This is a genomic window from Delftia sp. ZNC0008, assembly GCF_000799035.1.
Taxonomy (GTDB): domain Bacteria; phylum Pseudomonadota; class Gammaproteobacteria; order Burkholderiales; family Burkholderiaceae_C; genus Comamonas; species Comamonas tsuruhatensis.
Genome location: NZ_JTKZ01000579.1, coordinates 1 through 25107 on the forward strand (window position 1 = coordinate 1; position 25107 = coordinate 25107).

At 66.7% G+C, this 25107-nt stretch carries 27 protein-coding genes; all 27 read right to left on the reverse strand.

From position 1 onward, the window contains the following. Positions 1-581, reverse strand: a 581-nt coding sequence (locus L995_RS19135; protein ID WP_047473029.1) for a 1-(5-phosphoribosyl)-5-[(5-phosphoribosylamino)methylideneamino] imidazole-4-carboxamide isomerase, incomplete at its 3' end; no start/stop codon positions are given. 61 nt (positions 582-642) lie between these two features. Next, positions 643-1311, reverse strand: coding sequence for an imidazole glycerol phosphate synthase subunit HisH (gene hisH / locus L995_RS19140; RefSeq protein WP_017405475.1), 669 nt, complete (start codon positions 1309-1311; stop codon positions 643-645). An 81-nt stretch (positions 1312-1392) separates the two neighbouring features. Next, positions 1393-1998 (reverse strand): imidazoleglycerol-phosphate dehydratase HisB, encoded by a 606-nt coding sequence (hisB, locus tag L995_RS19145; RefSeq protein WP_016445588.1) that lies wholly within the window; start codon positions 1996-1998, stop codon positions 1393-1395. After that, entirely contained in the window at positions 1995-3119 is a 1125-nt protein-coding gene (gene hisC / locus L995_RS19150; RefSeq protein ID WP_047473030.1) for a histidinol-phosphate transaminase, read from the reverse strand. The genes hisB and hisC overlap by 4 nt, the downstream gene beginning before the upstream one ends. Positions 3120-3172: 53 nt before the next feature. Further along, positions 3173-3610, reverse strand: coding sequence for a PIN domain-containing protein (locus L995_RS19155; protein ID WP_047473031.1), 438 nt, complete (start codon positions 3608-3610; stop codon positions 3173-3175). Beyond that, the gene (locus tag L995_RS19160) at positions 3607-3912 is read right to left on the reverse strand and encodes a hypothetical protein (protein WP_197065160.1); all 306 of its coding nucleotides are present in this window, start codon (positions 3910-3912) and stop codon (positions 3607-3609) included. The genes L995_RS19155 and L995_RS19160 overlap by 4 nt, the downstream gene beginning before the upstream one ends. A gap of 77 nt (positions 3913-3989) precedes the next feature. Next, the gene (gene hisD, locus L995_RS19165; RefSeq protein ID WP_034364866.1) at positions 3990-5306 is read right to left on the reverse strand and encodes a histidinol dehydrogenase; all 1317 of its coding nucleotides are present in this window, start codon (positions 5304-5306) and stop codon (positions 3990-3992) included. Between the two features lie 13 nt (positions 5307-5319). Beyond that, positions 5320-5964 carry an ATP phosphoribosyltransferase gene (gene hisG / locus L995_RS19170; RefSeq protein WP_017405470.1) on the reverse strand — a complete coding sequence of 215 codons (645 nt, stop codon included), beginning with the start codon at positions 5962-5964 and terminating at the stop codon, positions 5320-5322. Beyond that, positions 5961-7229, reverse strand: coding sequence for a UDP-N-acetylglucosamine 1-carboxyvinyltransferase (murA, locus tag L995_RS19175; protein ID WP_016445582.1), 1269 nt, complete (start codon positions 7227-7229; stop codon positions 5961-5963). Before murA ends, hisG begins: the two co-directional genes overlap by 4 nt. Positions 7230-7333: 104 nt before the next feature. Continuing rightward, entirely contained in the window at positions 7334-7582 is a 249-nt protein-coding gene (locus L995_RS19180) for a BolA family protein (protein ID WP_012207326.1), read from the reverse strand. A 127-nt stretch (positions 7583-7709) separates the two neighbouring features. Further along, positions 7710-8465 carry an ABC transporter permease gene (locus L995_RS19185; RefSeq protein ID WP_016445581.1) on the reverse strand — a complete coding sequence of 252 codons (756 nt, stop codon included), beginning with the start codon at positions 8463-8465 and terminating at the stop codon, positions 7710-7712. After that, complete coding sequence (locus tag L995_RS19190; protein ID WP_013800798.1) at positions 8462-9391, reverse strand: ABC transporter ATP-binding protein; 930 nt, start codon at positions 9389-9391, stop codon at positions 8462-8464. Before L995_RS19190 ends, L995_RS19185 begins: the two co-directional genes overlap by 4 nt. A gap of 73 nt (positions 9392-9464) precedes the next feature. Beyond that, complete coding sequence (locus L995_RS19195) at positions 9465-9752, reverse strand: STAS domain-containing protein (protein WP_047473032.1); 288 nt, start codon at positions 9750-9752, stop codon at positions 9465-9467. A 20-nt stretch (positions 9753-9772) separates the two neighbouring features. Further along, positions 9773-10414 (reverse strand): MlaC/ttg2D family ABC transporter substrate-binding protein, encoded by a 642-nt coding sequence (locus L995_RS19200; protein ID WP_016445579.1) that lies wholly within the window; start codon positions 10412-10414, stop codon positions 9773-9775. A gap of 115 nt (positions 10415-10529) precedes the next feature. Continuing rightward, positions 10530-11330, reverse strand: a complete 801-nt coding sequence (locus L995_RS19205) for an MlaA family lipoprotein (RefSeq protein WP_047473033.1) — start codon at positions 11328-11330, stop codon at positions 10530-10532. Continuing rightward, on the reverse strand, positions 11327-11812 hold the full coding sequence (mlaD, locus tag L995_RS19210; RefSeq protein ID WP_016445577.1) for an outer membrane lipid asymmetry maintenance protein MlaD: 486 nt from the start codon (positions 11810-11812) through the stop codon (positions 11327-11329). The genes L995_RS19205 and mlaD overlap by 4 nt, the downstream gene beginning before the upstream one ends. A 43-nt stretch (positions 11813-11855) precedes the next feature. Further along, entirely contained in the window at positions 11856-12638 is a 783-nt protein-coding gene (gene mlaE, locus L995_RS19215) for a lipid asymmetry maintenance ABC transporter permease subunit MlaE (protein WP_016445576.1), read from the reverse strand. Continuing rightward, positions 12635-13474, reverse strand: a complete 840-nt coding sequence (locus tag L995_RS19220) for an ABC transporter ATP-binding protein (protein ID WP_016445575.1) — start codon at positions 13472-13474, stop codon at positions 12635-12637. Before L995_RS19220 ends, mlaE begins: the two co-directional genes overlap by 4 nt. A 218-nt stretch (positions 13475-13692) precedes the next feature. Next, complete coding sequence (locus L995_RS19225) at positions 13693-14481, reverse strand: amino acid ABC transporter ATP-binding protein (RefSeq protein WP_269431530.1); 789 nt, start codon at positions 14479-14481, stop codon at positions 13693-13695. Further along, positions 14462-15115 carry an amino acid ABC transporter permease gene (locus L995_RS19230; RefSeq protein ID WP_012207336.1) on the reverse strand — a complete coding sequence of 218 codons (654 nt, stop codon included), beginning with the start codon at positions 15113-15115 and terminating at the stop codon, positions 14462-14464. The genes L995_RS19225 and L995_RS19230 overlap by 20 nt, the downstream gene beginning before the upstream one ends. A gap of 131 nt (positions 15116-15246) precedes the next feature. After that, positions 15247-16053 carry an amino acid ABC transporter substrate-binding protein gene (locus tag L995_RS19235; protein WP_016445573.1) on the reverse strand — a complete coding sequence of 269 codons (807 nt, stop codon included), beginning with the start codon at positions 16051-16053 and terminating at the stop codon, positions 15247-15249. Between the two features lie 208 nt (positions 16054-16261). Next, positions 16262-17635, reverse strand: coding sequence for an exopolysaccharide Pel transporter PelG (gene pelG / locus L995_RS19240; protein ID WP_016445572.1), 1374 nt, complete (start codon positions 17633-17635; stop codon positions 16262-16264). Beyond that, complete coding sequence (gene pelF / locus L995_RS19245; protein WP_047473035.1) at positions 17635-19191, reverse strand: GT4 family glycosyltransferase PelF; 1557 nt, start codon at positions 19189-19191, stop codon at positions 17635-17637. The genes pelG and pelF overlap by 1 nt, the downstream gene beginning before the upstream one ends. Then, a complete protein-coding gene (locus L995_RS19250) occupies positions 19188-20210 on the reverse strand; it encodes a hypothetical protein (RefSeq protein WP_016445570.1) in 1023 nt (340 codons plus the stop codon). Before L995_RS19250 ends, pelF begins: the two co-directional genes overlap by 4 nt. Continuing rightward, on the reverse strand, positions 20203-21582 hold the full coding sequence (locus L995_RS19255) for a PelD GGDEF domain-containing protein (RefSeq protein WP_016445569.1): 1380 nt from the start codon (positions 21580-21582) through the stop codon (positions 20203-20205). The genes L995_RS19250 and L995_RS19255 overlap by 8 nt, the downstream gene beginning before the upstream one ends. Before the next feature lie 22 nt (positions 21583-21604). Next, positions 21605-22156 (reverse strand): transporter, encoded by a 552-nt coding sequence (locus L995_RS19260; RefSeq protein WP_047473036.1) that lies wholly within the window; start codon positions 22154-22156, stop codon positions 21605-21607. 25 nt (positions 22157-22181) lie between these two features. Next, the coding region (locus tag L995_RS19265; RefSeq protein ID WP_047473037.1) for a tetratricopeptide repeat protein at positions 22182-25107 on the reverse strand (2926 nt) is incomplete at its 5' end.

The window sequence follows — 25107 nt, forward strand, 5'->3', positions numbered from 1 at the left end:
CCGCGTTTCAGCGATTGGGCAAGATTGACGGTGGCATCGATGTTGATGCCCGTGAGCATGCCGTCGCGGCCGATGTCGGTGTAGATGATGGACTCCACACCCCAGTCCTCGAAGCGCTTGGCCACCGAATGCACGTCCTGGCCCGTGAGCTTGCTCCAGCCGTCGATGGCGACCTTGCCGTCCTTGGCGTCGAGTCCGACGATCACATGGCCGCCGAAGGCGCTGCAGGCATCCTGCAGAAAGCCGGGATTCTTCACGGCAGCGGTGCCGATGATCACGTAGCTGATGCCGGCATCTATGTATTTCTCGATGGTGTCCAGATCGCGGATGCCTCCGCCGAGCTGCACCGGAATCCGGCCGTCCACCTCTTTGAGGATGGCCTTGATGGCCGCAAGGTTCTTGGGCTGGCCCGCAAACGCGCCATTGAGGTCCACCAGGTGCAGGCGGCGCGCGCCGGCGTCGAGCCAGCGGCGGGCGATGATGGCCGGGTCTTCGCCGAACGTGGTCGACTGGTCCATATCACCCTGGATGAGGCGTACGCAGTGGCCGTCCTTGAGGTCGATGGCAGGAATGAGCAGCATGATGGTTTGCGAGCAATGAAGGCCTGGGATTCAGCGGCCGGTGCGGGGAAGAAAAGGGGATTCAGGGCTTCCAGCCCAGAAAGTTGCGGAACAGGGCCAGGCCCTGGTCAGCGCTTTTTTCGGGGTGAAACTGCGTGGCGAAAATATTATCGCGCGCGATGGCGCAGGCAAAGCGCCCGCCGTAGTCGGCCTGCGCAGCGCAATGCTGCGGCTGCTGCACCACGGCATAGAAACTGTGCACGAAGTAGTAGAAGCTGTCTTCGGGAATTCCACGCCACAGCGGGTGGGCATGGCCGGCGTTGTGCGTCTGGTGCACGCGGTTCCAGCCCATCTGCGGAACCTTGAAGCGGCTGCCATCGGCCTGGGTGCGGCCCGCCAGATCGAACTTGCGCACGTTGCCGGGGATGAGGCCCAGGCCGGGCACGTCACCTTCGTCGCTGTGGTCCAGCAGCATCTGCATGCCCACGCAGACGCCGAACAGGGGCTTGTTGGCAGCAGCATGCAGCACGGCTTCCTGCAGGCCGGATTCGCGCAGCTCGCGCATGCAGTCGGGCATGGCGCCCTGGCCCGGCAGCACGACGCGGTCGGCGGCCAGGACCACTTCGGGATCTGAGGTCACCACGACCTGCCAGCCGGAATCGGCGGCGGCCGTGCGCACGGCCTGTGAAACCGAGCGCAGATTGCCCATGCCGTAATCGACGACGGCGACGGTGTTGTCAGTCAAACTCATAGCGTGTGGCGCGTGTTCTGTCGGATTTTCGGCGGGATTGCCCGGTCAGATCAAGTTCTGGCCGATGCCAATCGCTTCTCTTTACAGAGCGCCCTTGGTCGAGGGGATGACGCCGGCCATGCGCTCGTCATGCTCCAGCGCAAAGCGCAGGGCGCGTGCGAAGGCCTTGAAGATGGTCTCGCACTGGTGGTGGGCATTGAAGCCCTTGAGGTTGTCGATGTGCAGGGTCACGCCCGCATGGTTGACGAAGCCCTGGAAGAATTCGTAGACCAGCTGGGTGTCGAGCTGGCCGATGCTGCCGGCCGTGAATTTCACGTCCATGTGCAGCCCGGGACGGCCCGAGAAATCGATGACCACGCGGCTCAGGGCCTCGTCCAGCGGCACATAGGCGTGGCCGTAGCGGCGGATGCCCTTCTTGTCGCCCACGGCCTTGGCGAAGGCCTGGCCCAGGGTGATGCCGATGTCCTCCACCGTGTGGTGGCCGTCGATGTGCAGGTCGCCCTCGCACTCGATGTCCAGGTCGATCAGGCCGTGGCGCGCGATCTGGTCGAGCATGTGATCCAGAAAGCCGATGCCCGAGTGCAGGCTGGCCTTGCCCGTGCCGTCCAGGTTGATGGCGACCTTGATCCGGGTCTCGGCGGTGTTGCGCTGCACTTCGGCGGTGCGTGCGGGGACTGCATTGCTCATAGGGATTCCTTCAGGGCCGCCAGCATCTGGGCGTTTTCTTCGTGGGTGCCCACGGTCAGGCGCAGGCAATTGGCCAGCAGCGGGTGCATGGCACTGACGTTCTTCACCAGCACGCCCCGGGCCTTCATCTCGGCCTGGGCACGCGCGGCATCGCGCACGCGCAGCAAGACCATGTTGGCCTCGGATGGCCAGATCTTTTCCACACCCGGCAGCGCGGTCAGCGCGTCGATCAGCGGCTGGCGCTCGGCGCGGATGGCCACGGCCTGCTGCGCATACAGCGCCTCGTGCTCCAGCGCGAAGATGGCCGTCTCGCAGTTGAGCACGCTGATGTTGTAGGGCGGGCGCACCTTGTCGATCTCGCCGACGATGGCGGCCGGGCCGATCAGATAGCCCAGGCGCGCGCCGGCCAGGCCGAACTTGCTGAGCGTGCGCATCAGCAGCACATGGGCGTTGCGGGCCGGGTCGGCGCGCATGTTCTCTGCCCAGCTGCGGCGGGCGAAGGGCTGGTAGGCCTCGTCCATGACGACCAGGCCGCCGATGGCGCCGACCGCGTCGATCACGGCCTGCACATCGGCCTCGGCCCAGAGCGTGGCCGTGGGATTGTTGGGATAGGCGATATAGGTGATGGCGGGGCGGTGCTCGGCAATGGCGGTGCGCATGGCGGGCACGTCCAGCTCGAAGTCGGCCGTCAGGTTGACGCCCACAAAGTCCAGGCCCTGCAGCCTGGCGCTCATGGGGTACATGACGAAGCCCGGCATGGGCGCCAGCATGGTGGCGCGGCCTTCGGCGTGGGGCTGGGCACAGGCCAGTGCCAGCAGCGTGATGATCTCGTCCGAGCCGTTGCCCAGCAGCACGGCGCTGCCGGCCGGCGCCTGCGCGTAGCGGGCCAGCATGTCCTTGAGCACTTCCTGGCGCTCGCCAGGGTAGCGGTTGATCTCCAGCCGGCCCAGGCGCTCGCCCAGCGCGGCCTGCAGCTCGGGTGGCAGTCGGAAGGGGTTCTCCATCGTGTCCATCTTGAGCAGGCCTTGCGAGGGCTGCACATGGTAGGCATGCATGGAGCGGACATCGGCGCGGATGCGCTCCAGGGCCAGGGCCTGAACCTGCGGAATGGAAGCTGTCATGGCATGCACACTTTCACGAGTCAGTGGGGGAAGAAATCCATCAGCGAAGCCGCTCAGGCCTGCTGCTGCGGCGGCGTCTGGTGCAGCGGGTGCACCATGGCGACGCCGCCGAACTGGGCGCCGTGCGGCAGGTGCAGGGTCAGCATCTGCTCGCAGCCGCTGTGCTGGGCACAGGCCACGGCCAGGCAGTCGCCAAAGGCCAGCTGGTGGCGCGATTGCACGGCCCAGGCGGTCTCCAGCGTGGCGGCATCGGTCTTCCAGGGCGTCCAGGTCTGGTAGCGGCGAATGGCGGCGCGCGCATCGCCCTGCGGCAAAGGCTGGGCGGCCGTAGTGACCTGTTCATAGAACTCGCACAGCGACTGGCTGCCGGTGCGCCCGCTGCGCGTGCGCCACAGCAGGTCCAGCCACTGCAGCACGGCGGCATGCAAGGCGCCCTGCCCCGTGTCTTCGGCAGCGACCAGCACGGAGGTATCGACGAAGACGGTGTTCATGCCTGGCCCTCGCGGCGCAGCGCGACACTGCGCTGGGCGGGCTGCGTGGATGACGGCTGGCCGCCGTCCCAGCCGCGCTCGTCGGTGCGCCAGGCCAGGTAGGCGCGCTCGTAGGCGTCCTCGCGGCGCTGCATCTCGGCCATGAAGTCGCCCACCATGCGCGAGACGCTGGTGCCGCGGCGCGCGGCCTCGATGCGGGCCCATTCGAGCACGCTGTCTTCGACGGTGATGGTGAGGTTCTTCACAGGGTGCAAGTCTACACGAAATTCGTGCTCCACTGATTTCGTGTCGATTCTTGACATACTTGCTCTAGCGCTCAGGCAGCAAAAAGCGCCGCCCCTTTCGGTGACGGCGCCTTCATCCAGCAGGAAGCGAGTGTCTACTTCAGGCGCATTTCGGCCGCACGCGCATGGCCTTGCAGGCCTTCGCCATGCGCCAGCACCGAGGCGATGCGGCCCAGGGTCTGGGCGCCCTGCTCGCTGACCTCGATGAGGCTGGATCGCTTCTGGAAGTCATAGACCCCCAGCGGCGAGGAAAAGCGCGCCGTGCCGCTGGTGGGCAGCACATGGTTGGGGCCGGCGCAGTAGTCGCCCAGGCTCTCGCTGGTGTAGGCCCCCAGGAAGATGGCGCCTGCATGGCGCAGCAGCGGCTCCCACTGGTGGGGATCGTTGCTGGAGACTTCCAGGTGCTCGGGCGCGATGCGGTTGCTGATGGCGCAGGCCTCCTGCATGTCGCGCGTGAGGATGAGGGCACCCCGGTCGCTCAGGCTCTTGGCGATGATGGCGCGCCGCGGCATCTCGGGCAGCAGGCGGTCGATCTCGCGCTGGACGGCGGCGATGTAGTCGGCATCGGGGCACAGCAGGATGCTCTGCGCCAGCTCGTCATGCTCGGCCTGGCTGAACAGGTCCATGGCCACCCAGTCGGGCGGCGTGCTGCCGTCGGCCAGCACCAGGATTTCACTGGGGCCGGCAATCATGTCGATGCCCACGGTGCCGAACACCCGCTTCTTGGCGCTGGCCACATAGGCATTGCCGGGGCCGGTGATCTTGTCCACCTTGGGGATGGTGGCCGTGCCGTAGGCCAGGGCCGCCACGGCCTGGGCGCCGCCGATGGTGAAGCCGCGCGTGACGCCCGCCACATAGGCTGCCGCCAGCACCAGGGCATTCTTCTCGCCGCGCGGCGTGGGCACGACCATGATGATTTCCTGCACGCCAGCCACATGGGCGGGAATGGCATTCATCAGCACGCTGGACGGATAGGCCGCCTTGCCGCCGGGCACATAGATGCCCACGCGGTCCAGCGGCGTGACCTTCTGGCCCAGCAGGGTGCCATCGGCGTCGCGGTAGCTCCAGCTCTCGCCGCTGGCGCGCTTTTGTGCCTCGTGGTAGGTGCGCACGCGCTGGGCGGCGGCCGTCAGCGCATCGCGCTGCTCGTCGCCCAGGCTGTCGAAGGCGGCCTTTAGCTCGGCCTGCGTCAGCTCCAGCGCTGCCATGCCGTCCACCTGCAATCCGTCAAAACGCGCCGTGTACTCCAGCACGGCCGCATCGCCGCGCTTTTGCACATCGGCCAGGATGTCGGCCACGCGCTGCTCGATGGCCGCGTCCGTGTCTGCCGACCAATGCAGGCGCTGCGCAAAATCGTGTTCGAAGTTGGCGTCAAGCGTGGACAGGCGGGCGGGAGCGGCTTGGTATTCCATGGTGCAGAGGGCTTCAGTCTTGGGGAATGGCCGATGCAAAGGCATCGATGATCTTGCGCAGAGGGGCCTGCTTGAGCTTGAGCGAGGCCTGGTTGACCACCAGGCGCGAGCTGATCTCCATGATGGGCTCGACCTCGACCAGGTCATTGGCCCTGAGCGTGTTGCCGGTGGACACCAGGTCGACGATGGCGTCGGCCATGCCGGTCAGCGGAGCCAGTTCCATGGAGCCGTAGAGCTTGACCATGTCCACGTGCACGCCCTTGGTGGCGAAGAAGTTGCGCGCGATCTCGGGATACTTGGTGGCGATGCGCAGACGGGCGCCCTGCTTGACGGCCAGCGCGTAGTCGAAGCCGTTGCGCACGGCGACGCTGACGCGGCAGCGCGCGATCTTCAGGTCCAGGGGCTGGTACAGGCCCTGGGCACCATGCTCGATCAGCGAGTCCAGGCCGGCCACGCCGAGGTCGGCGCCGCCGTACTGCACGTAGACCGGCACGTCGGAGGCGCGCACCAGCACCACGCGCACATGGCTCTGGTTGGTCTCGAAGATCAGCTTGCGCGACTTTTCAATGTCTTCGGTGACCGAGATGCCGGCAGCGGCCAGCAGCGGCACGGTTTCGTCGTAGATGCGGCCCTTGGACAGGGCAATCGTGATGGTCATTGGGAAACTCTTTCGATGTCGGCACCCAGGCCGCGCAGCTTGTCTTCCATGCGATCGTAGCCGCGGTCCAGATGATAGATGCGATCGACCAGGGTCTCGCCCTTGGCCACGAGGCCGGCGATGACCAGGCTGGCCGAAGCGCGCAGGTCGGTGGCCATGACGGCCGCGCCCGACAGCGACTGGCTGCCGGTGATGGTGGCCACGCGTCCGTCGGTGGTGATCTGCGCGCCCAGGCGCAGCATCTCGTCGACGTGCATGAAGCGGTTCTCGAAGATGGTCTCGGTGACCATGCTGCAGCCTTCGGCCACCAGGTTCAGCGCCATGAACTGCGCCTGCATGTCGGTGGGAAAACCCGGGTACTCGGTGGTGCGGAAACTCTGGGCCTTGAGCTTGCCGGCAGCGCGCACGCGGATGCCGCCCTCCTCGGCGGACACTTCGGCCCCAGCGTCCTTGAGCTTGTCGATGACCGCGCCCAGGTGGTCGGCACGGCCATTGCGCAGCAGCGCCTCGCCGCCCGTGGCCGCCACGGCGCACAGGAAGGTGCCGGCCTCGATGCGGTCGGCCACCACCTGGTGCTCGCAGCCGCTCAGCCGCTCCACACCCTGGATGACGATGCGGCTGGTGCCGTGCCCTTCGATCCTTGCGCCCATCTTGATGAGCATTTCGGCCAGGTCGCCGATCTCGGGCTCCATGGCGGCGTTTTCCAGCACCGTCTCGCCTTCGGCCAGCACGGCGGCCATCAGGAAGTTCTCGGTGCCCGTGACCGTCACCATGTCGGTGGTGATGCGGGCGCCCTGCAGGCGCTTGAGATGCCCGGGCAGGCACGCGTGCATGTAGCCGTTCTCGACAACGATCTCGGCACCCATGGCCTGCAGGCCCTTGATGTGCTGGTCCACGGGGCGCGAGCCGATGGCGCAGCCGCCGGGCAGCGACACGCGGGCCTGGCCGAATCGGGCCAGCAGCGGGCCCAGGGCCAGGACCGAGGCGCGCATGGTCTTGACCAGTTCGTAGGGTGCCTCGGGGTTGGACAGCGAGCCGGCGTGGATGCGCACGGTGCCGCTGTCATCGTGCTCGGCGCCGACACCCATGTTGCGGATGAGCTTGAGCATGGTGGCCACGTCCTGCAGGCGCGGCACATTGCGCAGGGTGACGGGCTCGGACGACAGCAGCGCGGCGCACAGCTCGGGCAGGGCGGCATTCTTGGCGCCGGAGACCGTCACCTCGCCATGCAGCGCTCGGCCACCGCGAATCAGGAGTTTGTCCATGGCTGACAGACTTGAATCTGGAAATCGGGAAAAAGGAGATGCCGCACGGGCCGTATCGACCAGTTGCGGCAGAAAGTCTGAGGCGTCGTGACCGGGCTGTGCGCTCAGGCCTGGCCGGCCTGGGCAGCCCACTCGGCGGGCGTGTAGGTCTTCATGGACAGCGCATGGACCTCGTCGGTATGCATGCGCTGGCCCAGCGTGGCGTAGACCAGGCGCTGGCGCTGCAGCAGGCGCTGGCCCTCGAATTGGGCCGAGACGATGGTGGCAAACCAGTGCCGTCCATCACCTTCCAGCGCAATGTGTTCGCAAGGCAGGCCGGTGGCGATCAGTTCCTTGAGTTGGTCTGCAGTCATGGGGGAAGCTTTCCTGCCATGCATCGTGGCATGGCCTTGGTTGGCGGCGGCGCCGGGCGCCGGCCGCCTGTTCATGGGTGGATTCAACAATGCGGGCACAGCGCCCGCCGCAGCCTGTGGAAAAACCTCAGCCGCGGATCTTGTAGCCGATGCGCAGCAGGTGCACGGCCAGGGCACTCACCGCCAGCCAGGCCGAGCCGACGATGGCCAGGCTGACCCAGGGCGATACGTCGCTCTGGCCGAAGAAGCCGTAGCGGAAACCGTCGATCATGTAGAAAAACGGGTTCAGATGGCTGACTTTTTGCCAAAAAGGCGGCAGGGACTGGATCGAATAGAACACGCCCGACAGGAACGTCATGGGCATGATCAGGAAGTTCTGAAAGGCCGCCATCTGGTCGAACTTGTCAGCCCACAGGCCGGCGATCACACCCAGCGTGCCCAGCAGCGCCGCGCCCAGCAGGCCGAAGACCAGAATCCACAGCGGTGCCGTGAATTCGGGAATGGCGAAGTACAGCGTGACGACGAACACGCCCGCGCCCACCAGCAGCCCGCGCAGCACCGACGCTCCCACGTAGGCGCCGAACCAGGCCCAGTGGGACAGCGGCGTGAGCAGCACGAAGACCATGGAGCCCATGATCTTGCTCTGCACCAGGCTGGAGGAGCTGTTGGCGAAGGCGTTCTGCAGCACGCTCATCATCACCAGGCCAGGGATCAGGAAGGCCGTGTAGCTGATGCGGTCGTACACCAGCACCCGGCCTTCGAGCACATGGCCGAAGATCAGCAGATAGAGCACGGCCGTGAGCACGGGTGCGGCCACGGTCTGGAAGCTGACCTTCCAAAAGCGCAGCACTTCCTTCTTGAGCAGGGTCTGCCAGCCGTTCATGCCGAAGCTCCCTGCGAAGTCTGTCCCTGCTCATTCATCACATGGATGAAGACGTCCTCCAGATCGGCGCGGCGGATTTCCACGTCCTCGGGCACGACGGAGCCCTCGCGCAGCGCGGCGAGCAGGCGTTCCACATCGCTGGCGTCGTTGGCGGGTATCTGCACGATGCGGCCGGTCACCCGCGCCCGCGCGGCCAGGGCCGGCGGCAAGGCGGTATCGGTCTTGAACTGGAGCACGTTGGAGGAGGCGGACTTGAGCAGATCCGACATGGTCGAGAGCTTGACGATGTTGCCCTGCTTGAGCATGGCCACGCGGCTGCACAGCGCCTCGGCCTCTTCCAGGTAGTGGGTGGTGAGCAGCACGGTATGGCCTTCGCGGTTCAGGCGTGCGATGAAGTGCCACAGCGTCTGGCGCAGCTCCACGTCCACGCCGGCCGTGGGCTCGTCGAGCACGATGATGGGCGGCTTGTGCACCAGCGCCTGGGCCACCAGCACGCGGCGCTTCATGCCGCCGGACAGCTGGCGCATGTTGGAATTGGCCTTGTCGGTCAGCCCCAGGCTGTGCAGCAGCTCGTCGATCCAGTCGTCATTGTTCCTGACGCCGAAATAGCCGGACTGAAAGCGCAGCGCCTCGCGCACATTGAAGAAGGGATCGAAGACCAGCTCCTGCGGCACGATGCCCAGCTTGCGCCGGGCAGCCGAGTAGTCGGCATGCACGTCGCTGCCCTGGACCAGCACGCGGCCGCTGGTGGCGCGCGACAGGCCGGCCAGGATGCTGATCATCGTGGTCTTGCCAGCGCCATTGGGACCGAGCAGGCCGAAGAACTCGCCCTCCTCGATGTCCAGACTCACGTGGTTGAGCGCCTGGAAGGCCCCCTTGGGGGTCTGGTAGGTCTTGGAGATGGATTGGAATGAGACGGCAGACATGCGAGGCGCGATTCTAGGCCCTTGCAGCCAAACCTGCCTTGCAGGGCTCTTTGCAGCGGCGCGCTGCGCCGGCTCAGGAGGGGGAGGATGCGGCCGTGTCGGCCAGCAGCCCGTCGACGCCATACAGCGCCGCCATGGACTGCAGGCCCTGCGGCAGGCCCACGACCACCAATTGCTTGTCTGCCGCCTTCGCGGTGCGGCGGCAGGCCAGCAGCACGGCCAGTGCGGCCGAGTCGAAGACCTCGACACCGCTGGCATCGACACGCACCTGGGCGCCGTCGAAGGCCTGCACCTGGGGTCGCAGCTGCACGAGACAGCTGCGTGCCTGGCGGTAGGTCAGTTCACGGGGGAGCTGCAGCATGGCGCGTGCGTCCGAGGCTGTCAGCCCTTGGAGGGCGGCGTGGCCGGCATCTTGCTGCGCGTGGCCAGGGTCTCGATCAGGCCGTCGATGCCGCGGGCATTGATTTCCTGGCTGAACTGGTTGCGGTAGGTTTCCACCAGCCACACGCCCAGCACGTTCAGGTTGTAGATCTTCCAGCCGTCACCGGACTTCTCGAGCCGGTAGTCCAGCTGCACGGGCTCGCCGCGGCCCAGCACCTCGGTGCGCACCAGCACATCGGTGTCGCCGGCTGCCGCGCGCAGGGGCTTGACGTTGATGGTCTGGTTGCTGACCTGCGTCAGCGCGCCCGAATAGGTGCGGATCAGCAGGGCCTTGAACTCGGTCTCCAGCTTCTCGCGCTGCGCAGGCGTGGCCTGGCGCCAGGCCGGCCCCACCGAGGCGGAGGTCATGCGGCGGAAATTCACATACGGCATGACCTTGTCATTGACCAGCGCATTGACCTTGGAGACATCGCCCTCGCGCAGCGAGGGGTCCTTCTTGATGGTTTCCAGCACGTCGGTGGAGACACGCTTGATCAGCGCATCGGGGGTCTCGCCGGCTGCGCGGGCCGGCAGTGCCGCGCCAAGGGTTCCCATGGCCAGCATGGCTGCAGCGGCAGCGCTCCAGGCACGTCGATTGATCATCACTCTTCCTTTCCCAGCAGGGCCTCATGCCCCGGACCGGGTTGATATTGCACATTTTTCCGGCCGCGCCATGTCAGGCAGCGGCCGTTTTTCATCTCGGGATGTTACGAACTGCTTACTTCGCGCCGTCTTCGGGCGGCAGCTTGCCGGCATCGTCGTCGTAATCCTCGATGCGACCGTCATCACCCGACTTGCCACGCCGCAGGTTCAGGTAGACATCGCGCGTCAGGCTGTAGCGGTCGAGCGCGACGGAGTCCAGCGTGTCGGAGGCATTGAGCAGGCGGGCACGTGTATCCACCAGTCGCAGCACATACAGGCTGTTGCGAACCGGGATGTCGTTGATCGCCGACATGGGGTTGCCCCAGGCATCCACCGGAAGAGCCGCAGTGTCACGCACCGTGGACGGGCCCAGCAGCGGCAGCACCAGGTACGGCCCGGTGGGCACGCCCCAGCGACCCAGGGTCTGGCCGAAGTCCTGCTTTTGGCGCTCGATGCCGGCCTCGCTGGCGATGTCGAGCAAGCCGCCCAGGCCGAAGACCGTATTCACCGAGAACCGCACGACGGAGTTGTAGGCGCCTTCGGCCTGGCCCTGCAGCGCGTTGTTCACGAAGGACCAGACATCGCTGAGGTTGGAGAAGAAATTGCTCACGCCATCGCGGGCCAGACGCGGAGTGACGTCGCGGTAGGCCGTGGCCACCGGCTTCAGGACGGCACGGTCCAGGCCGTCGTTGAACGAGTAGACGCTGCGGTTGAACGGCTCGAACGGGTCCTGGGGATTGCGGGCCTCGCCCGGCGCGGTGGCGCAGCCGGCGAGCAGCGAAGCGGCGGCCAATGTGCCCAGCATGGCTGCGCGCTGCCAGGATGCTGCCTGGACTGCAGGGCGACCCACGGTCGCCTGTTCATGGTTGGTTGTCATTCTTTGCCTCCTGCACCGGAGCTGCCACCCTGCTCGGCCTTGCCGTAGAGGAACTGTCCGATCAGATTTTCCAGCACAACGGCCGACTGGGTTGCGACGACGCGGTCGCCATCCTTGAGGTTGTGGTCATCTGCGCCGGCTTCGATGCCGATGTACTGGTCGCCGAGCAGGCCGCTGGTCAGGATCTTCAGGGAACTGTCCTTGGGAAACGCGTAGCGGTTTTCCATGGCCATGGTCACGCTGGCCTGAAAGACCTGATCGTCGAAGGTGATGGATTCCACGCGGCCCACGACGACGCCCGCGCTGCGCACGGCCGCCTTGGGCTTGAGTCCGCCGATGTTGTCGAAGCGCGCGGTCAGCGTGTAGGTTTTCTGGAAGCTCAGGCTCAGCAGGTTGGCCGACTGCAGCGCCAGGAACACCAGCGCCGCAGCGCCGATCAGCACGAACAGTCCGACCCAGACATCACTCTTGGATTGCTGCATGGTTTGTTTTTCCTTGTTTTGCGGGGGTGGCTTCGGTGCCGGGTCAAAGGCTGAACATCGTGGCCGTGAGCAGGAAGTCCAGCCCCAGCACGGCCAGCGAGGCCATCACCACCGTGCGCGTGGTCGCGCGGGACACGCCTTCGGGCGTGGGCTTGGCTGCATAGCCCTGCAGCAGCGCGATGAAGGTCACCGCCACGCCGAACACCAGGCTCTTGAGAACGCCGTTGCCCAGGTCATACCACCAGTCCACGCCGTTTTGCATCTGGCCCCAGAAGGCACCGCCATCGACGCCGATCATGACCACGCCCACCAGCCAGCCGCCGATCACGCCGACGGCGCTGAAGACAGCGGCCAGCAGCGGCATGGCGATCAGGCCGGCCACGAAGCGCGGCGCCAGGATGCGGCGCACGGGGTCCACGGCCATCATTTCCATGGCCGACAACTGCTCGCCGGCCTTCATGAGGCCGATCTCGGCCGTCAGCGCCGTGCCGGCACGGCCGGCAAACAGCAGCGCCGTGACGACGGGGCCGAGCTCGCGCACCAGGGACAGCGCCACCAGCAGGCCCAGCGCCTCGGCCGAGCCGTAGCGCTGCAGGGTGTAGTAGCCCTGCAGGCCCAGCACGAAACCGACGAACAGGCCGGACACGCCGATGATGGCCAGCGAATAGTTGCCCAGGAAATGGATCTGGTCGCCAATCAGCCGCGGCCTGCCCAGCGCCGGCCCCATCAGCGCGAGCAGGCGGCCGAACAGGCGGGTCCCCATGCCCAGCTGGGTCAACTGGTGGCGCACTGCCGCGCCGATGCGAGCGGGATGCAGCCGGTTCATGCGCGCCTCCGGCCGTTGGCCTTGACCGGGCTTTCAGGCGTGCCGAAATCCTCTTCGGCACTCACGCCGGGGTAATGGAAGGGTACGGGGCCGGTGGCGCGTGCGTGGATGAACTGCTGCACCAGCGGATCGGGATTGGCCTTGACTTCCTCGGGCGAGCCCTGGGCGGCGACACCGCCGTTGCCCAGAATGACCACATGGTCGGCCACATGGAAGGTTTCCTCCACGTCATGGGACACCAGGATGGAGGTCAGGCCCATGGCGTCGTTGAGTTCTCGGATCAGTTGGGCAGCGGTGCCCAGGGAAATGGGATCCAGCCCGGCGAAGGGCTCGTCGTACATGACCAGTTCGGGGTCCAGTGCAATGGCCCGCGCCAGCGCCACGCGGCGGGCCATGCCGCCCGATATCTCGCTGGGCATGAGGTCGCGCGCACCGCGCAGACCCACGGCATGCAGCTTCATGAGCACGATGTCGCGCACCAGTTCGTCGGGAAGGTCGGTGTGCTCGCGCAGCGGGAAGGCCACGTTGTCGAACACGCTCATGTCGGTGAACAGGGCGCCGAACTGGAACAGCATGCCCATGCGCCGGCGCGCAGCATACAGGCCCGCGGCGTCCATGGTGGTGACGTCCTTGCCATCGAACAGCACCTGCCCCTGCTGGGCATGCTGCTGGCCGCCGATCAGGCGCAGCACGGTGGTCTTGCCCCCGCCCGATGCGCCCATCAGGGCCGTGACTTTGCCGCGCGGCACCTGCAGCGACAGGTCGCGCAGGATCACACGCTCGCCATAGCCGAAGGTGACGTTGCGCAACTCCACGAAAGAGGCGGTTGGGATCATGCTGTGGTGCGGTCGATAAATGTTCGCAGGCAAGCCCGCTATTGTGCAGACAGGTGCCGCTGCTTGCTCACCACCGCCCGAGATAAACATACATCCGTGTATGTTTCTCAAAAAGTCATGGCAGAAACCGCCATAAAAAAAAGAGCATGCTTTGCTTGCTACACAAGCGTTGCACGCTCTCTGGACCTGGGGAAAATCCGGACTGGACAGATGTTTTTTTACAACATGTTCTGCAGGAATGCCTGGGTCCGCGTGTGCTGCGGCGCCGCAAAGAATGCTTCCGCAGGGCCTTGCTCGACGATCTCCCCCTTGTCCATGAAGATCACGCGATTGGCCACTTCACGGGCAAAGCCCATCTCGTGGGTCACGACCAGCATGGTCATGTGCTCCTGCGCCAGCTCGCGCATGGTGCGCAGCACCTCGCCGGTCAGCTCGGGGTCCAGCGCGGAGGTGGGCTCGTCGAACAGCAGGATGTCGGGCTCCATGGCCAGGGCCCGGGCAATGGCCACGCGCTGCTTTTGCCCGCCCGACAGACGGTTGGGATAGGCATCGCGCTTTTCCAGCAGGCCCACCTTGTGCAGCAGCGCCTCGGCCTTGGGCACGATCTGCTCGCGCCTGAGGCCCTTGACGACGATCGGCGCCTCGATGATGTTCTCCAGCACCGTGAGGTGCGGGAACAGGTTGAAGGACTGGAACACCATGCCCATCTTGCGGCCGATCTGGCGGATCTGCGCCTCGGGCACGTAGTGGGCGCGGCCGTCCGCGCCGCTGTCCACCAGCACCTCGCCCTCGACGGCGACACGGCCGCTGTCAATGGTTTCCAGGTGGTTGAGGCAGCGCAAAAAGGTGCTCTTGCCCGATCCCGAGGGACCGATGATGGCCACCACCTCGCCACGCGCCAGCTCCAGCGAAACGCCGCGCAGCACCGGCACGCCGCCAAAGCCCTTGCAGATGTTCTGCGCCGAGATCATGGTCTCGGGCGCGTTATCACGCGTCGTATTTGGCATGGCGTTTTTCTAGGTATTGGAAGATCCAGGTCAACACGAGAGTCATGACCAGATAGAAGCCTGCGGCCACCACGAAGGGCGTGATGGTGAAATCGCGCTGCACGATGCCGCGCGCGGCGCGCAGCAGATCGTTCAGGGCCAGCACGTAGATCAGCGAGGTGTCCTTGACCAGGGTGATGGTCTCGTTGCTCACAGGCGGGATGATGCGCGCCCACATCTGCGGCAGGATGATGCGGCGCATGGTCTGGCCGTAGCTCATGCCCAGCACCTTGGCGCCCTCGTACTGGCCGCGGTCCACGGACTGGATGCCCGCGCGGAAGATTTCGGCGAAGTAGGCGGCGTAGTTCAGCGCGAAGGCGACCACGGCGGCCGGGAAATCGGGCAGGCGCACGCCGATCACGGGCACGAAGGGCAGCGCGAAGTAGATGAACAGCATCTGCAGCATCAGCGGCGTGCCGCGCATCAGCCAGATGTAGCCGCCGACCAGCCGGCTCAGGGCGGGAAAGCGGGAGATGCGCATCAGCGCCAGCGACAGTCCCAGGGGAATGGACAGCGCCAGGGTGATGACGAAGAGCTTGAGGGTGACCAGGGCGCCGGCGGACAGCGGCCCCATGAGCGAGATTACATATTCCATCGAATGGCCTCAGTGCGGTGCGCGGCCCCGCCGGCATCGGCAGGATCCGGGCAGCCACGGGCGCGTGCGTCCCAGAACGCAAAAGACCGGCAATGCCAGGCTGGCCTTGCCGGTCGCATGGTGTGCCGGATTTACTTGATGATGTCCTTGCCGAACCACTTGGAGGCGATTTCGGCGGCCTTGCCGTCCTTCTTCATCTCGGCCAGCGCGGCTTCGAGCTTGCCCAGAACTTCGGTGTCCTCCTTGCGCAGGCCCACGCCGTAGTCCTCGGTGCCGAAGTTGTCCTCGAGCACCAGGTATTCGCCAGCCTTCTTGGCCACGTGGAAGCGCCCCACGACCTCGTCGACCACGACGGCGTCCAGGCGGCCGGCCGACAGGTCCATCAGCGCGGTGATGTTGTCGCCGAAGGTCTTCAGGTCCTTGAAGCTGGCGGCCACGGCGGCGTCCTTCTTGATGGCGTCCACGGCCGAGCTGCCATCCTGCGCACCCACGACCTTGCCGGCCAGGCCGGCCTTGTCCTTGATGTCGGAGTCGGCGCGCACGATGATGATCTGGTGGTTCTCCATGTAGGGCGCGGTGAAGGCGATGTTCTTCTTGCGCTCTTCGGTGATGGTCAGGCCGTTCCACAGCGCGTCGACGCGCTTGCCGACCAGCTCGGCCTCCTTGGCGCTCCAGTCGATGGGCTTGAAGTCCACCTCCACGTTCATGCGCTTGGCGGCTTCACGCGCCATGTCGATGTCGAAGCCGACGATCTCGTTCTTGTCGTCACGAAAGCCCATGGGCGGGAAGTTGTCGTCCAGGCCGATCACCAACTTGGTCATGGCTGCCGGCACGGGGGCGGCAACCGGCGCGGCGGCGGTCGATGCGGACTCGTTCTTGCCGCAGGCTGCCAGCAGTGCAGACAGGGCCACCATGGCCAAGAGGGTGCGTTTTTTCATGGCTTAAAGCTTTGGAGTGGAAAAAGCGAAAGGCGGCGGCCGCTGCACGCAAGGTGCGCAATCGTTGTAATGAATGGTTCCTTGGCGGAACCTTTGTCTCGGTTGGGTGCCGGCGCCGAATCCCGTATTGTCGCGCAGACCGGCGCCCCCCGCCAACACGCTGGATCAAGACCGTGCAAATCGGCAAAGGGCGAGAGATGCCTGCCGGTCACTGCAGCATGAAGGTCTTGTACTCGAGCCGGTTGAGTTCGCGCGAGAGCATGAACAGGCCCACGCACAGCGTCACCAGCATGGCCAGGCAAAAGCCGTAGCCATAGAACGCGGCGCCCAGCGCCAGCGAAATGCCCGTGAAGGCGATGTTCAGCACCACCAGCAGCAGGCACAGCATGAAGACGATGCGCCGCTCGTCCAGATAGAAGAACACGTTGAGCACGGCCATCACGCCCACCTGCAGCCCGGCGCCGACCACCTGCACATGCAGCAACGGCAGGTACAGCTGGGAGATGCCCAGCAACTGCAGGATGGCCGGTCCGGCCACCAGGGTGACGAGGACGGCCAGCGTCTGCACCTTGGCGATCTCGCCCAGGCCCGCCTGGATGGCGTAGACCATTTCGTTGCGCATGGACTCGATGTACTCGAGCGATCCGCCGCCGCGCACGGCATCGAAGAACTTGTCGTAGTACTCGACGAAGTCGGTCTCGATGCGCACCAGAAAGACCGCCATGCCCGGAATGATGGACAGGTAGGACAGGAACACCGGCAGGTCGTAGATCAGCGAGGCCCTGAGCCCGCCGATGATCTGCTGCGAGGTCGGCGGGTAGTACCAGAACATGAACTTGTCGATCCAGATACCCAGGTTGTAGAGCACGCCGATGGCGATCAGCGCCGGAAAGATCAGCGAGCGCTGCGTGAAGTCGAAGGCGATCCAGCGCTTTTGCAGCGGAAAGCTGCGCAGCACGATCAGCCACATGCCGGCCAGCAGCAGCACGTGGCCGATCACGAAGCTGGCCAGCAGCCCTTCCAGCCCCCAGTACCGCAGCGGCAGCGCCAGCAGCACGATGAGCAGGTAGGTGGCGCCGAACAGCCCGGCAATGGCCCGGTAGTGCTTGAGGCCCGACAGCAGCACGGTCATGACCCAGACCACGCACATCAGCGTGAAGCCGGCCAGCATCAGCACGCGGTACAGCAGGCCCTGGCCCGGCAGCACCACGAAAAGCGCCAGCGTGCCCAGCGCGCTGGCAGTGGCCACGACCACCAGCAGCAGGCCATGCAGGTTGGGCAGGATGCTCTCGTCCTTCTTGAGGAACAGCTGGTCCGAGACAAAGCGCGTGAATGCCAGCTGCGCCGCCCCGGTCAGGATCAGGCTGCTGGCCACCAGGTAGGTGACCGAGGTCTGGAACTGCGTGACCAGCAGCGGCGGCGCCACCACGCTGACGCTGAACACCCCCACCAGCAGGATGCCGATGATGGAGAACACCCACGGCCCCGAGCCGATGACGCCCGCATAGGCGTAGGCCTGGAGCACGCTGGTCAGCGTGTTCTTGCGCAGCAGGTGGCGCAGTTCGAATCCAATGCCGGCCATCAGTGTTTTTCCTCGGACTGTTGCAGCGCCCTGTCATAGACCTGCCTGTAGCGCTCGAACAGCAGCCGGTCGGAGTAGTAGCGCTCCACGCGCGCAATCCCGGCCGCGCTGGCGGCCTGCCATTGCCCGGGCGATGCCAGCAGCTCCAGGCAGGCATCGGCCAGTGCCTCGGGGTTGGCAATGCCGACCACGCGCCCGCACGAGCCCAGGGCCTGGTCCTCGGGCCCCAGCCCGTCGATGAGCTGGCGGCACGAGCCCACGTCGGTGCTGACGACGGGCACGCCGGCGGCCTGTGCTTCGAGAATCACCAGGGGCAGCGCCTCGCTGATGGACGACAGCACGACCACGCCCACCTTGGGCAGCAACTCCTCCACCTTCTGCATGCCCAGAAAGCGGACGTTGGCCTGCAGGCCCAGGCTGTCCACGAGGTTCTGGCATTCATCGGCATAGGCCGGGTCTTCGGCCGTGGGGCCGGCCACCCAGGCCTGGGCCTGGGGCATCCGGTTGACCACGCGGCGCATGGCGCGGATGAAGGTCTTGATGTCCTTGATGGGCACCACGCGGCCGATCAGGCACAGCACGGGCGGCGTCTCGGCCAGCCGCTGGGCGCGCAGCGGCGCAAAGCGCTCTATGCGGATGCCGTTGGGAATGCTGACCGTGCGCTCTGCCGCCGCGCCATCGGCCACCTGGCGCAGGCGGTTGTTCTCGTACAGCGCAATGATGGGGTCGGCCGCGCCATAGCAAAAGCGCCCCATCCAGTCGAAAAACCGTATCCACATCTGCCGGAAGAACGACACCTCCATGGGGTCGCGCTGGAAGATGTTGCGGTTGTCGCGTATCCAGGTGCTCTGCAGCAGGTCAATCTGCCGTTCCTTGGTGTAGATGCCATGCTCGGACAGCACCAGCGGCAGGCCGCGCGAATGGTGCAGCAGCCCCCCCAGAAACCCCGCATAGCCCGTGGAGACCGTATGCAGCACGCGCACCGGGATCAGCCCGTGGGCGATGCGCGCCATCAGCCACAGCGGCTGCAGCATGATGCGCACGGTCCAGAAGAAGTCCACGAACGATGGATCGGTGCAGTGGCGCCGGTAGCTGTCGCGGATCAGGTCCCAGGCGAATTCGCTGTGCAGGAAATCCTCCAGCGGCAGGCTGCCGCCGGGCTGCAGTTCCAGCGCAATCGAGCGCATGGCCGCCAGCACCTTGGCCCGGCTTTCGTCACTGCCGTCATGCGCCTCCAGCGCTTGCAGGAACTCCCGGGCCTTGGCCAGGGCTTCGGGATGGCCGCGCGAGGGCGCGGGCTGGATGTTGGAGTGCAGGGCGTCAAAGAGGAAATGCTGCTCGAAGTGCACCACGTTGGGCGGCAGCGCGTAGCGGAAATCGCCATAGTCCTCGCGCCGGCTTCCCAGGAAGACGATGGCGAAACGGTGCTCGGGATAGGCCTGCAGGATCTGGTTGACCCAGCTGGACACGCCGCCGCTGACATAGGGAAACGTGCCCTCCAGCAACAGCGCGATGTCCGCACTGGCCGCCGTGGGGAACTGGCTCGCACGGCTCATGAGGCACTCCAGTAGCGGATGCTGGGCTTCAGGCGCGGCAGGGCATGCTCGATGTCCAGCGATCGCATCAGCGCCTGCGCCTTGGCGAACTCGCGCCGCTCGAACAGCAGCTCGGCCTGGTAGGGCACGACGCGCGCGGGCTCCATGCCCAGCGCCAGCGAGCGCTCGTAGCAGGCCAGCGACTCCACCTGCCTGCCCTGCAGATGCAACAACCGGCCACGGCGCAACAGCAGCAGCGCGTTGTCGGGCCGCTGGGCCAGCACCAGGTCGCAGTAGTGCAGGGATTGCTGGATGGCGTGGTCACGCACATCGCCCTGCGCCACGCCCTGGTAGACCAGCTCCGCATACAGGTCGGTGAGCGCCCGAGCCGCCTGCAGTCCGCGCGGCCCGCAGGGCGCATCGCCCTCGGACTGGCGGGCATGCTCGAACAGCTGCAGCTCCTGGTGGATGGTCTTGCTGATCTCGCGCTCCTTGGCGTCCAGCATGCTGTAGGCCAGCAGGCGCAGGTCCTCGCTGGAATCGCCCAGCGCCGTGCGCAGCATGGGCGAGGCAATGCGCCCCGGCACGCTGCCCAGCGCCACCATGGCCCGCATGCGCGAGGCGACGGGCACATTGGGATTGGCCAGGAAGGACTGCAGGCCCGCCTGGCGGCGGCTGGTTCCGGACTGCTGGTGCGGGTCGAAATCGGGCAGGGGCATCACCGGAAAGCGCTGGCCACCGCGCGGGCCGCGCTGCGTGTGCAGCGCAATGGTGGCCACGACGGCGCCCAGGATGCCGGCCACCGGCACGGCATAGGCAAACAGCCCCATCAGCGCCACCAGGGCCAGGCGCTGGCGCACCGACCTGGCCGAGGTGGCCAGGAACGGCGCCAGGCACAGCGCCAGCAGGCCGCTGGCCAATCCATGGGCCATGAGATAGCCCAGCAGGGCGGCATCCGACTGGCTGCGCAGCAGCCACAGGCTGCTCCAGGAGGCGATTTCCGCGGCCAGCGCGCCCAGGGCCAGCTTGAGGTTAAGCATGGCCCTGCCCCATCTGGTGCAGCCGCTCCAGCACGCTGATGGCCGAGCAGCGGTCCAGCAAGATGGTGCGCGGGAAGATGCCCGCATCGGCCAGCGAGGCCACGCCGCGCTGGGCCAGCCAGGCCTCGATGCGGTTCAGGTAGCCCTCGGCCGTGGCGTTGGTGCCCAGCGGCATGAAGATGGCCAGCAGTTGCCGGCCATCGCGCTCCTGCAGCCAGGAGCGGTCCAGCATGCGCTCCAGCCGCATGATCTGCTGGGCCATCTGCGCCTGGACGGCCGATGGCGACAGCTCCAGCGCCACCACCACGCTGCTCAGGCGCGCGCTGCGGTTCACATGCTCCATGCGCTGCACCTCGAAGGCGAAGTGCGGCGGGCAGTCGGGATAGGCCTGCAGCAGCGGTGCGGCCAGGCTGTTGGCGGCCACGCTGTCGGTGTAGTAGCCCAGCAGCAGGTTGATGGTCTGCAGCGCTTCTTCCTGCAGTGCGAAGAAAGGCATTTCCTCGACCAGCAGCAGGCCGTAGATCTCGCCCTCCAGGTCCAGCATGGGCGCCACGACGATGTACTGCGTCTGCTGGCCTTGCGCCATGCTTTGCGAGATATGGCACAGCACATGGCTGTCCAGCGCCTGGCGCACCAGCGGGTCATGGACATGGATGGGCCGCTCGCCGCCCAGCTGGGCAATGGGCGTGGGGTCCAGCACATCGTTGCGCACGGGCACCAGGCTGGCCACGCTGATCTGGCTGAAGCGCGCCAGCAGGTTGAGCAGGCTTTGCGCATCGCCCTCGGCGCCGCTGAGGCCGCTGAGCACGTTGATGGCGTCGCGCATGGACACGGGACGGCCTATGAGCTCCTGCTCGAGGCGGTCATGCGACAGGCGCAGAAGGTAATGCTGGCGGATCAGCTGCTCGGTGCGCTGGTCCATGTAGTTCTGCGCCGTGCGCGCACGGCGTATGCGCGCGCGCCACAGGCTGGAGATCTCGCCCACGACCATGACCAGGATCAGGCCGCCCAGGAAATACTGTTCGGGAAACAGCGACAGATCCCGCTGGTTGACGCCCAGCCATGCCAGCAGCAGCACACCGGACGCCGACAGGCCGGCAACGGGCCCGTAGCGCAGGGCCACGACCACGGGCGCCAGCCAGGCCCAGGGAAACTCCGCCTCCACCCACAGGGGGTTGGCGGGGTTGGCCCACATGCCGACCAACAGGGCCAGCAACGGCAAAAGCAGCGTCTCTCCCACCACCACCCAGGGCTTGGCGCTTGTCTGCACAAGCAGGCCCAGGGGCGAACCCCTGAATTCCGCGGCAATGCCGGCTCGGCGCGGTGCATCGGGATGCGGTGCCGCCTTGGGCGTGGTGGCTTGGTCTGGCATGGAAAATCGTTCCTCGATGCGCTTATCGGGCGTTGGCCAGGCCCGTGCCCAGCAGATTGCGGATCAGCTTCTGGCCCACGGCGGCCAGGGCCTCGCGGCTCCAGCCGCTTTGCGCGCCCGCGCCGCTCCACACGGTGGCGCCGGTGCCCACCTCCACGATCTCCAGCGTCACACCCACGGCCGGTTCGCCATCCACTCCGACCTTGTAGCGCCATTCGTCCACCGCGCCCGTCAGCGCATAGCGCACGCCTTCGCCGCGCGCCCAGGCCAGGGCGTCCTCGCGGCGCTTGGCGTCGCGGCCGTCGAACAGCGTCTCCTGCAGCGCATCGCCCGTGTAGCGCTTGACCTGGCCCACGCCGCGCGCATTGATCAGCGCCGTGGCGATGGCGGCGGCGCGGTTGCCGGCCATGGGTGTCTCGGTGTGGTTCTCGAAGGGCAGCACGGCCCAGCTGGCGTTCGTCTCCAGAGCGGGCGCCGTGCCCCGGTCGATGGTCGAGCAGGCAGACAGCAGGCCGACAAGGGCCATACCCGTGAGCACGCGAAGGCGGGAGGCAAAAGAAGTGCGGTGTGTCATGGAAAGGCTCCTTGAAGTCTTCGGATCAGTAGTGGAGGCGGTAGGTGAGCAACAGCTCGCGGGTATTGCCCACGGTGTTGATGCCCGACTTGGACAGGTTCAGGCCCAGCGCGAGGTGGTCCGCACCGAACAGGCTGGTGGCCAGGCCCATGCCCAGCTCGTAGCCCGCGCCGTTGATGCTGTGGTGCGTCAGGGCCAGGCTGGCATAGGGCCGCAGCGCGCGCGTGTATTGCTGCTCGTAGCCCGTGTTGAACATCATCTGCAGGCCCGAGAAGCGGAAGCTGCGCGGCAACAGATAGTCGATGGTGGGATCGTTGAACGCAGGCAGGTAGCCCAGGATGGCCGCATCCCTGCCCTGCAGCAGCGCCGGGTCGGTGCGGCTGTAGCGGTGCCAGGAGGTGAAGGCGCCGAACTGCAGGGTGGGTGCCTCGCTGCGATAGGTGTGCAGGTATTGCAGCATCGCATGGTTGCCGGAGCCCACGCGGGCGCCGCTTTGCACGCGGTAGCGCTCCGATGCCAGCTCCAGCGTGATCTGGTCCAGGCGTGAGAGCTGGTAGCTGCTGCCCAGCGACACGCGGTCCTTCATGCCGCCCATGCGCATGGCCAGCGTTTCCTGCGTGGCCAGGTGCCGGCCCAGCGATGCCTGCAGGCTCCAGCGGCTGTCCACGTTGTAGGTCTGCGTGAACTGCATCGGCGTGTAGCTCTCCAGGCTTTCGCGCCGGCCCAGCATGAACTCGCTGGAGGCCGACTGCGTCTTGCGCGTCAGGCGCAGGCCGATGCCCCGCTCCTGGGAGGGTCCGCGCACCAGGGTGCTTTTGTTGACCGTGCGGCGCACGTCCTCGGCATCCAGGTCCAGCGCCCAGCGGGGGTTGAGACCCACATGCCAGCGCAGCCGCGAGACCTGCTCGTCGATGGCGTCCATGCGGCGATTGCGCAACTGCAGGCCGCCGTAGTCGCTGAAGGCCAGCAACTGCTCGGTCAGCCCCAGGTGAAGGGGATCGTCGTCGGGCTGGTAGGCCATGCTCTCGAAGCCCGCGGTCTGCGCCAGCCGCACATCGCCCACCATGGCCGCCGCGTTGATGCGGTCGTAGCGCGGCAGTGCCTCGTCATGGCGCTGCAGCAGCTGCCCGGCCTGGGCCACATCCTTTTCCGCCAGGGCCACCGTGATCTCGGCCCACAGCGGTGCGCTGGCACTCTTGCTGCGGCTGCGCGCGTACTGCTGCCAAAGGTAGCCGCGCTCGGCCTGGTATTCGCCGCGCTCCTGCAGCCAGGCGATGGCCAGCTCGGCCGCAGCAGCGGAATGCTCGCGGCGCCCGCCTTCCAGGTCCATGCGCAGCAGCTCGCGCATCAGGGCGAATTCGGCATCGCCCTGGGTATGAAAGAGCATGAGCCGGCTGCGTGCCTGGCGCTGGACCTCGTCCAGGCCCTCGGCGGTCAGCCAGCGGCGGGCCGCATCGGCCGAAGGGCCCTGCTGCGCACGCGTGCGCGCCTTCTCGCGCTGCCACAGCTGCTGCCTCAGGTTCCAGGCCTGGTCCGCCTGCTGGTTCTGCTCCAGCGCGTCCGCGTACTGCATCATCCACAGGAAGTCGTCGGCATGCTCCGTGCGGTGCGGCTTCAGATACCGCTCCAGCGCAACAGCCGGGCGCGACAGCGTCATGTAGGCCGCCGCCAGGGCGCCGTGCATGTCGGCATCACGCGCCCACACGGGCTCGGCCGCCGCCAGCAGCAGCTTGAGGGCCGCCGCGTTCTGCGTGTCGATCAGCAGCCACATCAGGCCCTGGCGCAGCGGCGTGGAGCCGGGGTCCAGCGCCAGGCCCTTCTCGAAGGCTTCCATGGCCTTTTTCGGCTGCGCAGTGCGCTGGTAGTAGGCGCCCAGGATCTGGAAGAAGGTGGGCTGGCCCATCAGGCGCTTGAGCAAGGCCGGGTCGGCCATGATGCGCTCGACCTGGCGGCCGATCTGCGTCCAGTCCTCCTGATCCTCCAGCAGGTAGAAGGCCTGTGTCAGATGGCGCACGTCCTGGAACTGCTCCCAGGCATGCAGGGACATCTGGGCCGCCTCGCGCCGGTCGGTGCGCTGCAGCAGGCGGATCACTTCGTCGTAGTCGCTGATGCCGGCGTGCGGCGTCTGCAGCAGGCGGCGGTAGGCCTTGAGCGTCAGCGCCTCCTGGCGCTGGTCCTGGGCCAGGTCGCCCAGCAGGCGCCAGTACTCGCCTTCGTCCTGCATGCCGGCCGGAACGCGCGTCTGTGCGTCTTCCAGCCAGCGCAGGCCCAGCGCCGGCTCGCCCTGCAGCAGCGCGAGCACGGCGGCGGGCATGACATGGGCCGGCGTGCGCTGCTCGGGATCGCTGAGCACGCGCTTCCATGCCTGCAGCGCCAGCGGCGGACGGCCTGCGCGCTCGGCCAGCTGGGCCAGCAGAATCTGCGACTGCGGCGTACTGCCGTGCTTTTGCAGATAGTCGATGGCCGCGCCCGGCTCGGCCTGGCGCTCATAGGCCTGGACCAGCGCCTGCAGCAGCGCGGCATCCTGGGGACGGCGGCTCAACTGGTGGCGCAGGCCGGCAATCAGGGCGCGGTCGTCGAACAGGCCCGGCGCCAGGCGCATCACCGTCTTCCAGGCATCTTCACGGCCCGTGTTCTGCGCAATGACCAGCCAGTTGTCCAGGGCCTGCTGCTGCTGCCCCATCCATTCGGACACCTGGGCCAGGCGCTCGCGCCAGGCCATGTCCTGCGGCGCCTGGCGCACGGCGGCCGTGGCCACGCGCCAGGCATCTTCCAGGTTGCGGTTCTCGAGGAACACCTCGTAGCCCAGCTGGTAGGTCTTGTCGTCAAAGGGCAGGCCCGGCGGCGGCTTGCGCGCGGGGTCGGCCGTGCGCAGCATGCGCCAGCCCGGGGCGGTCCAGGCCACGGGCTGCAGTGCCCAGGCGCCGTCATCGGCCACTGTGGACGCTACG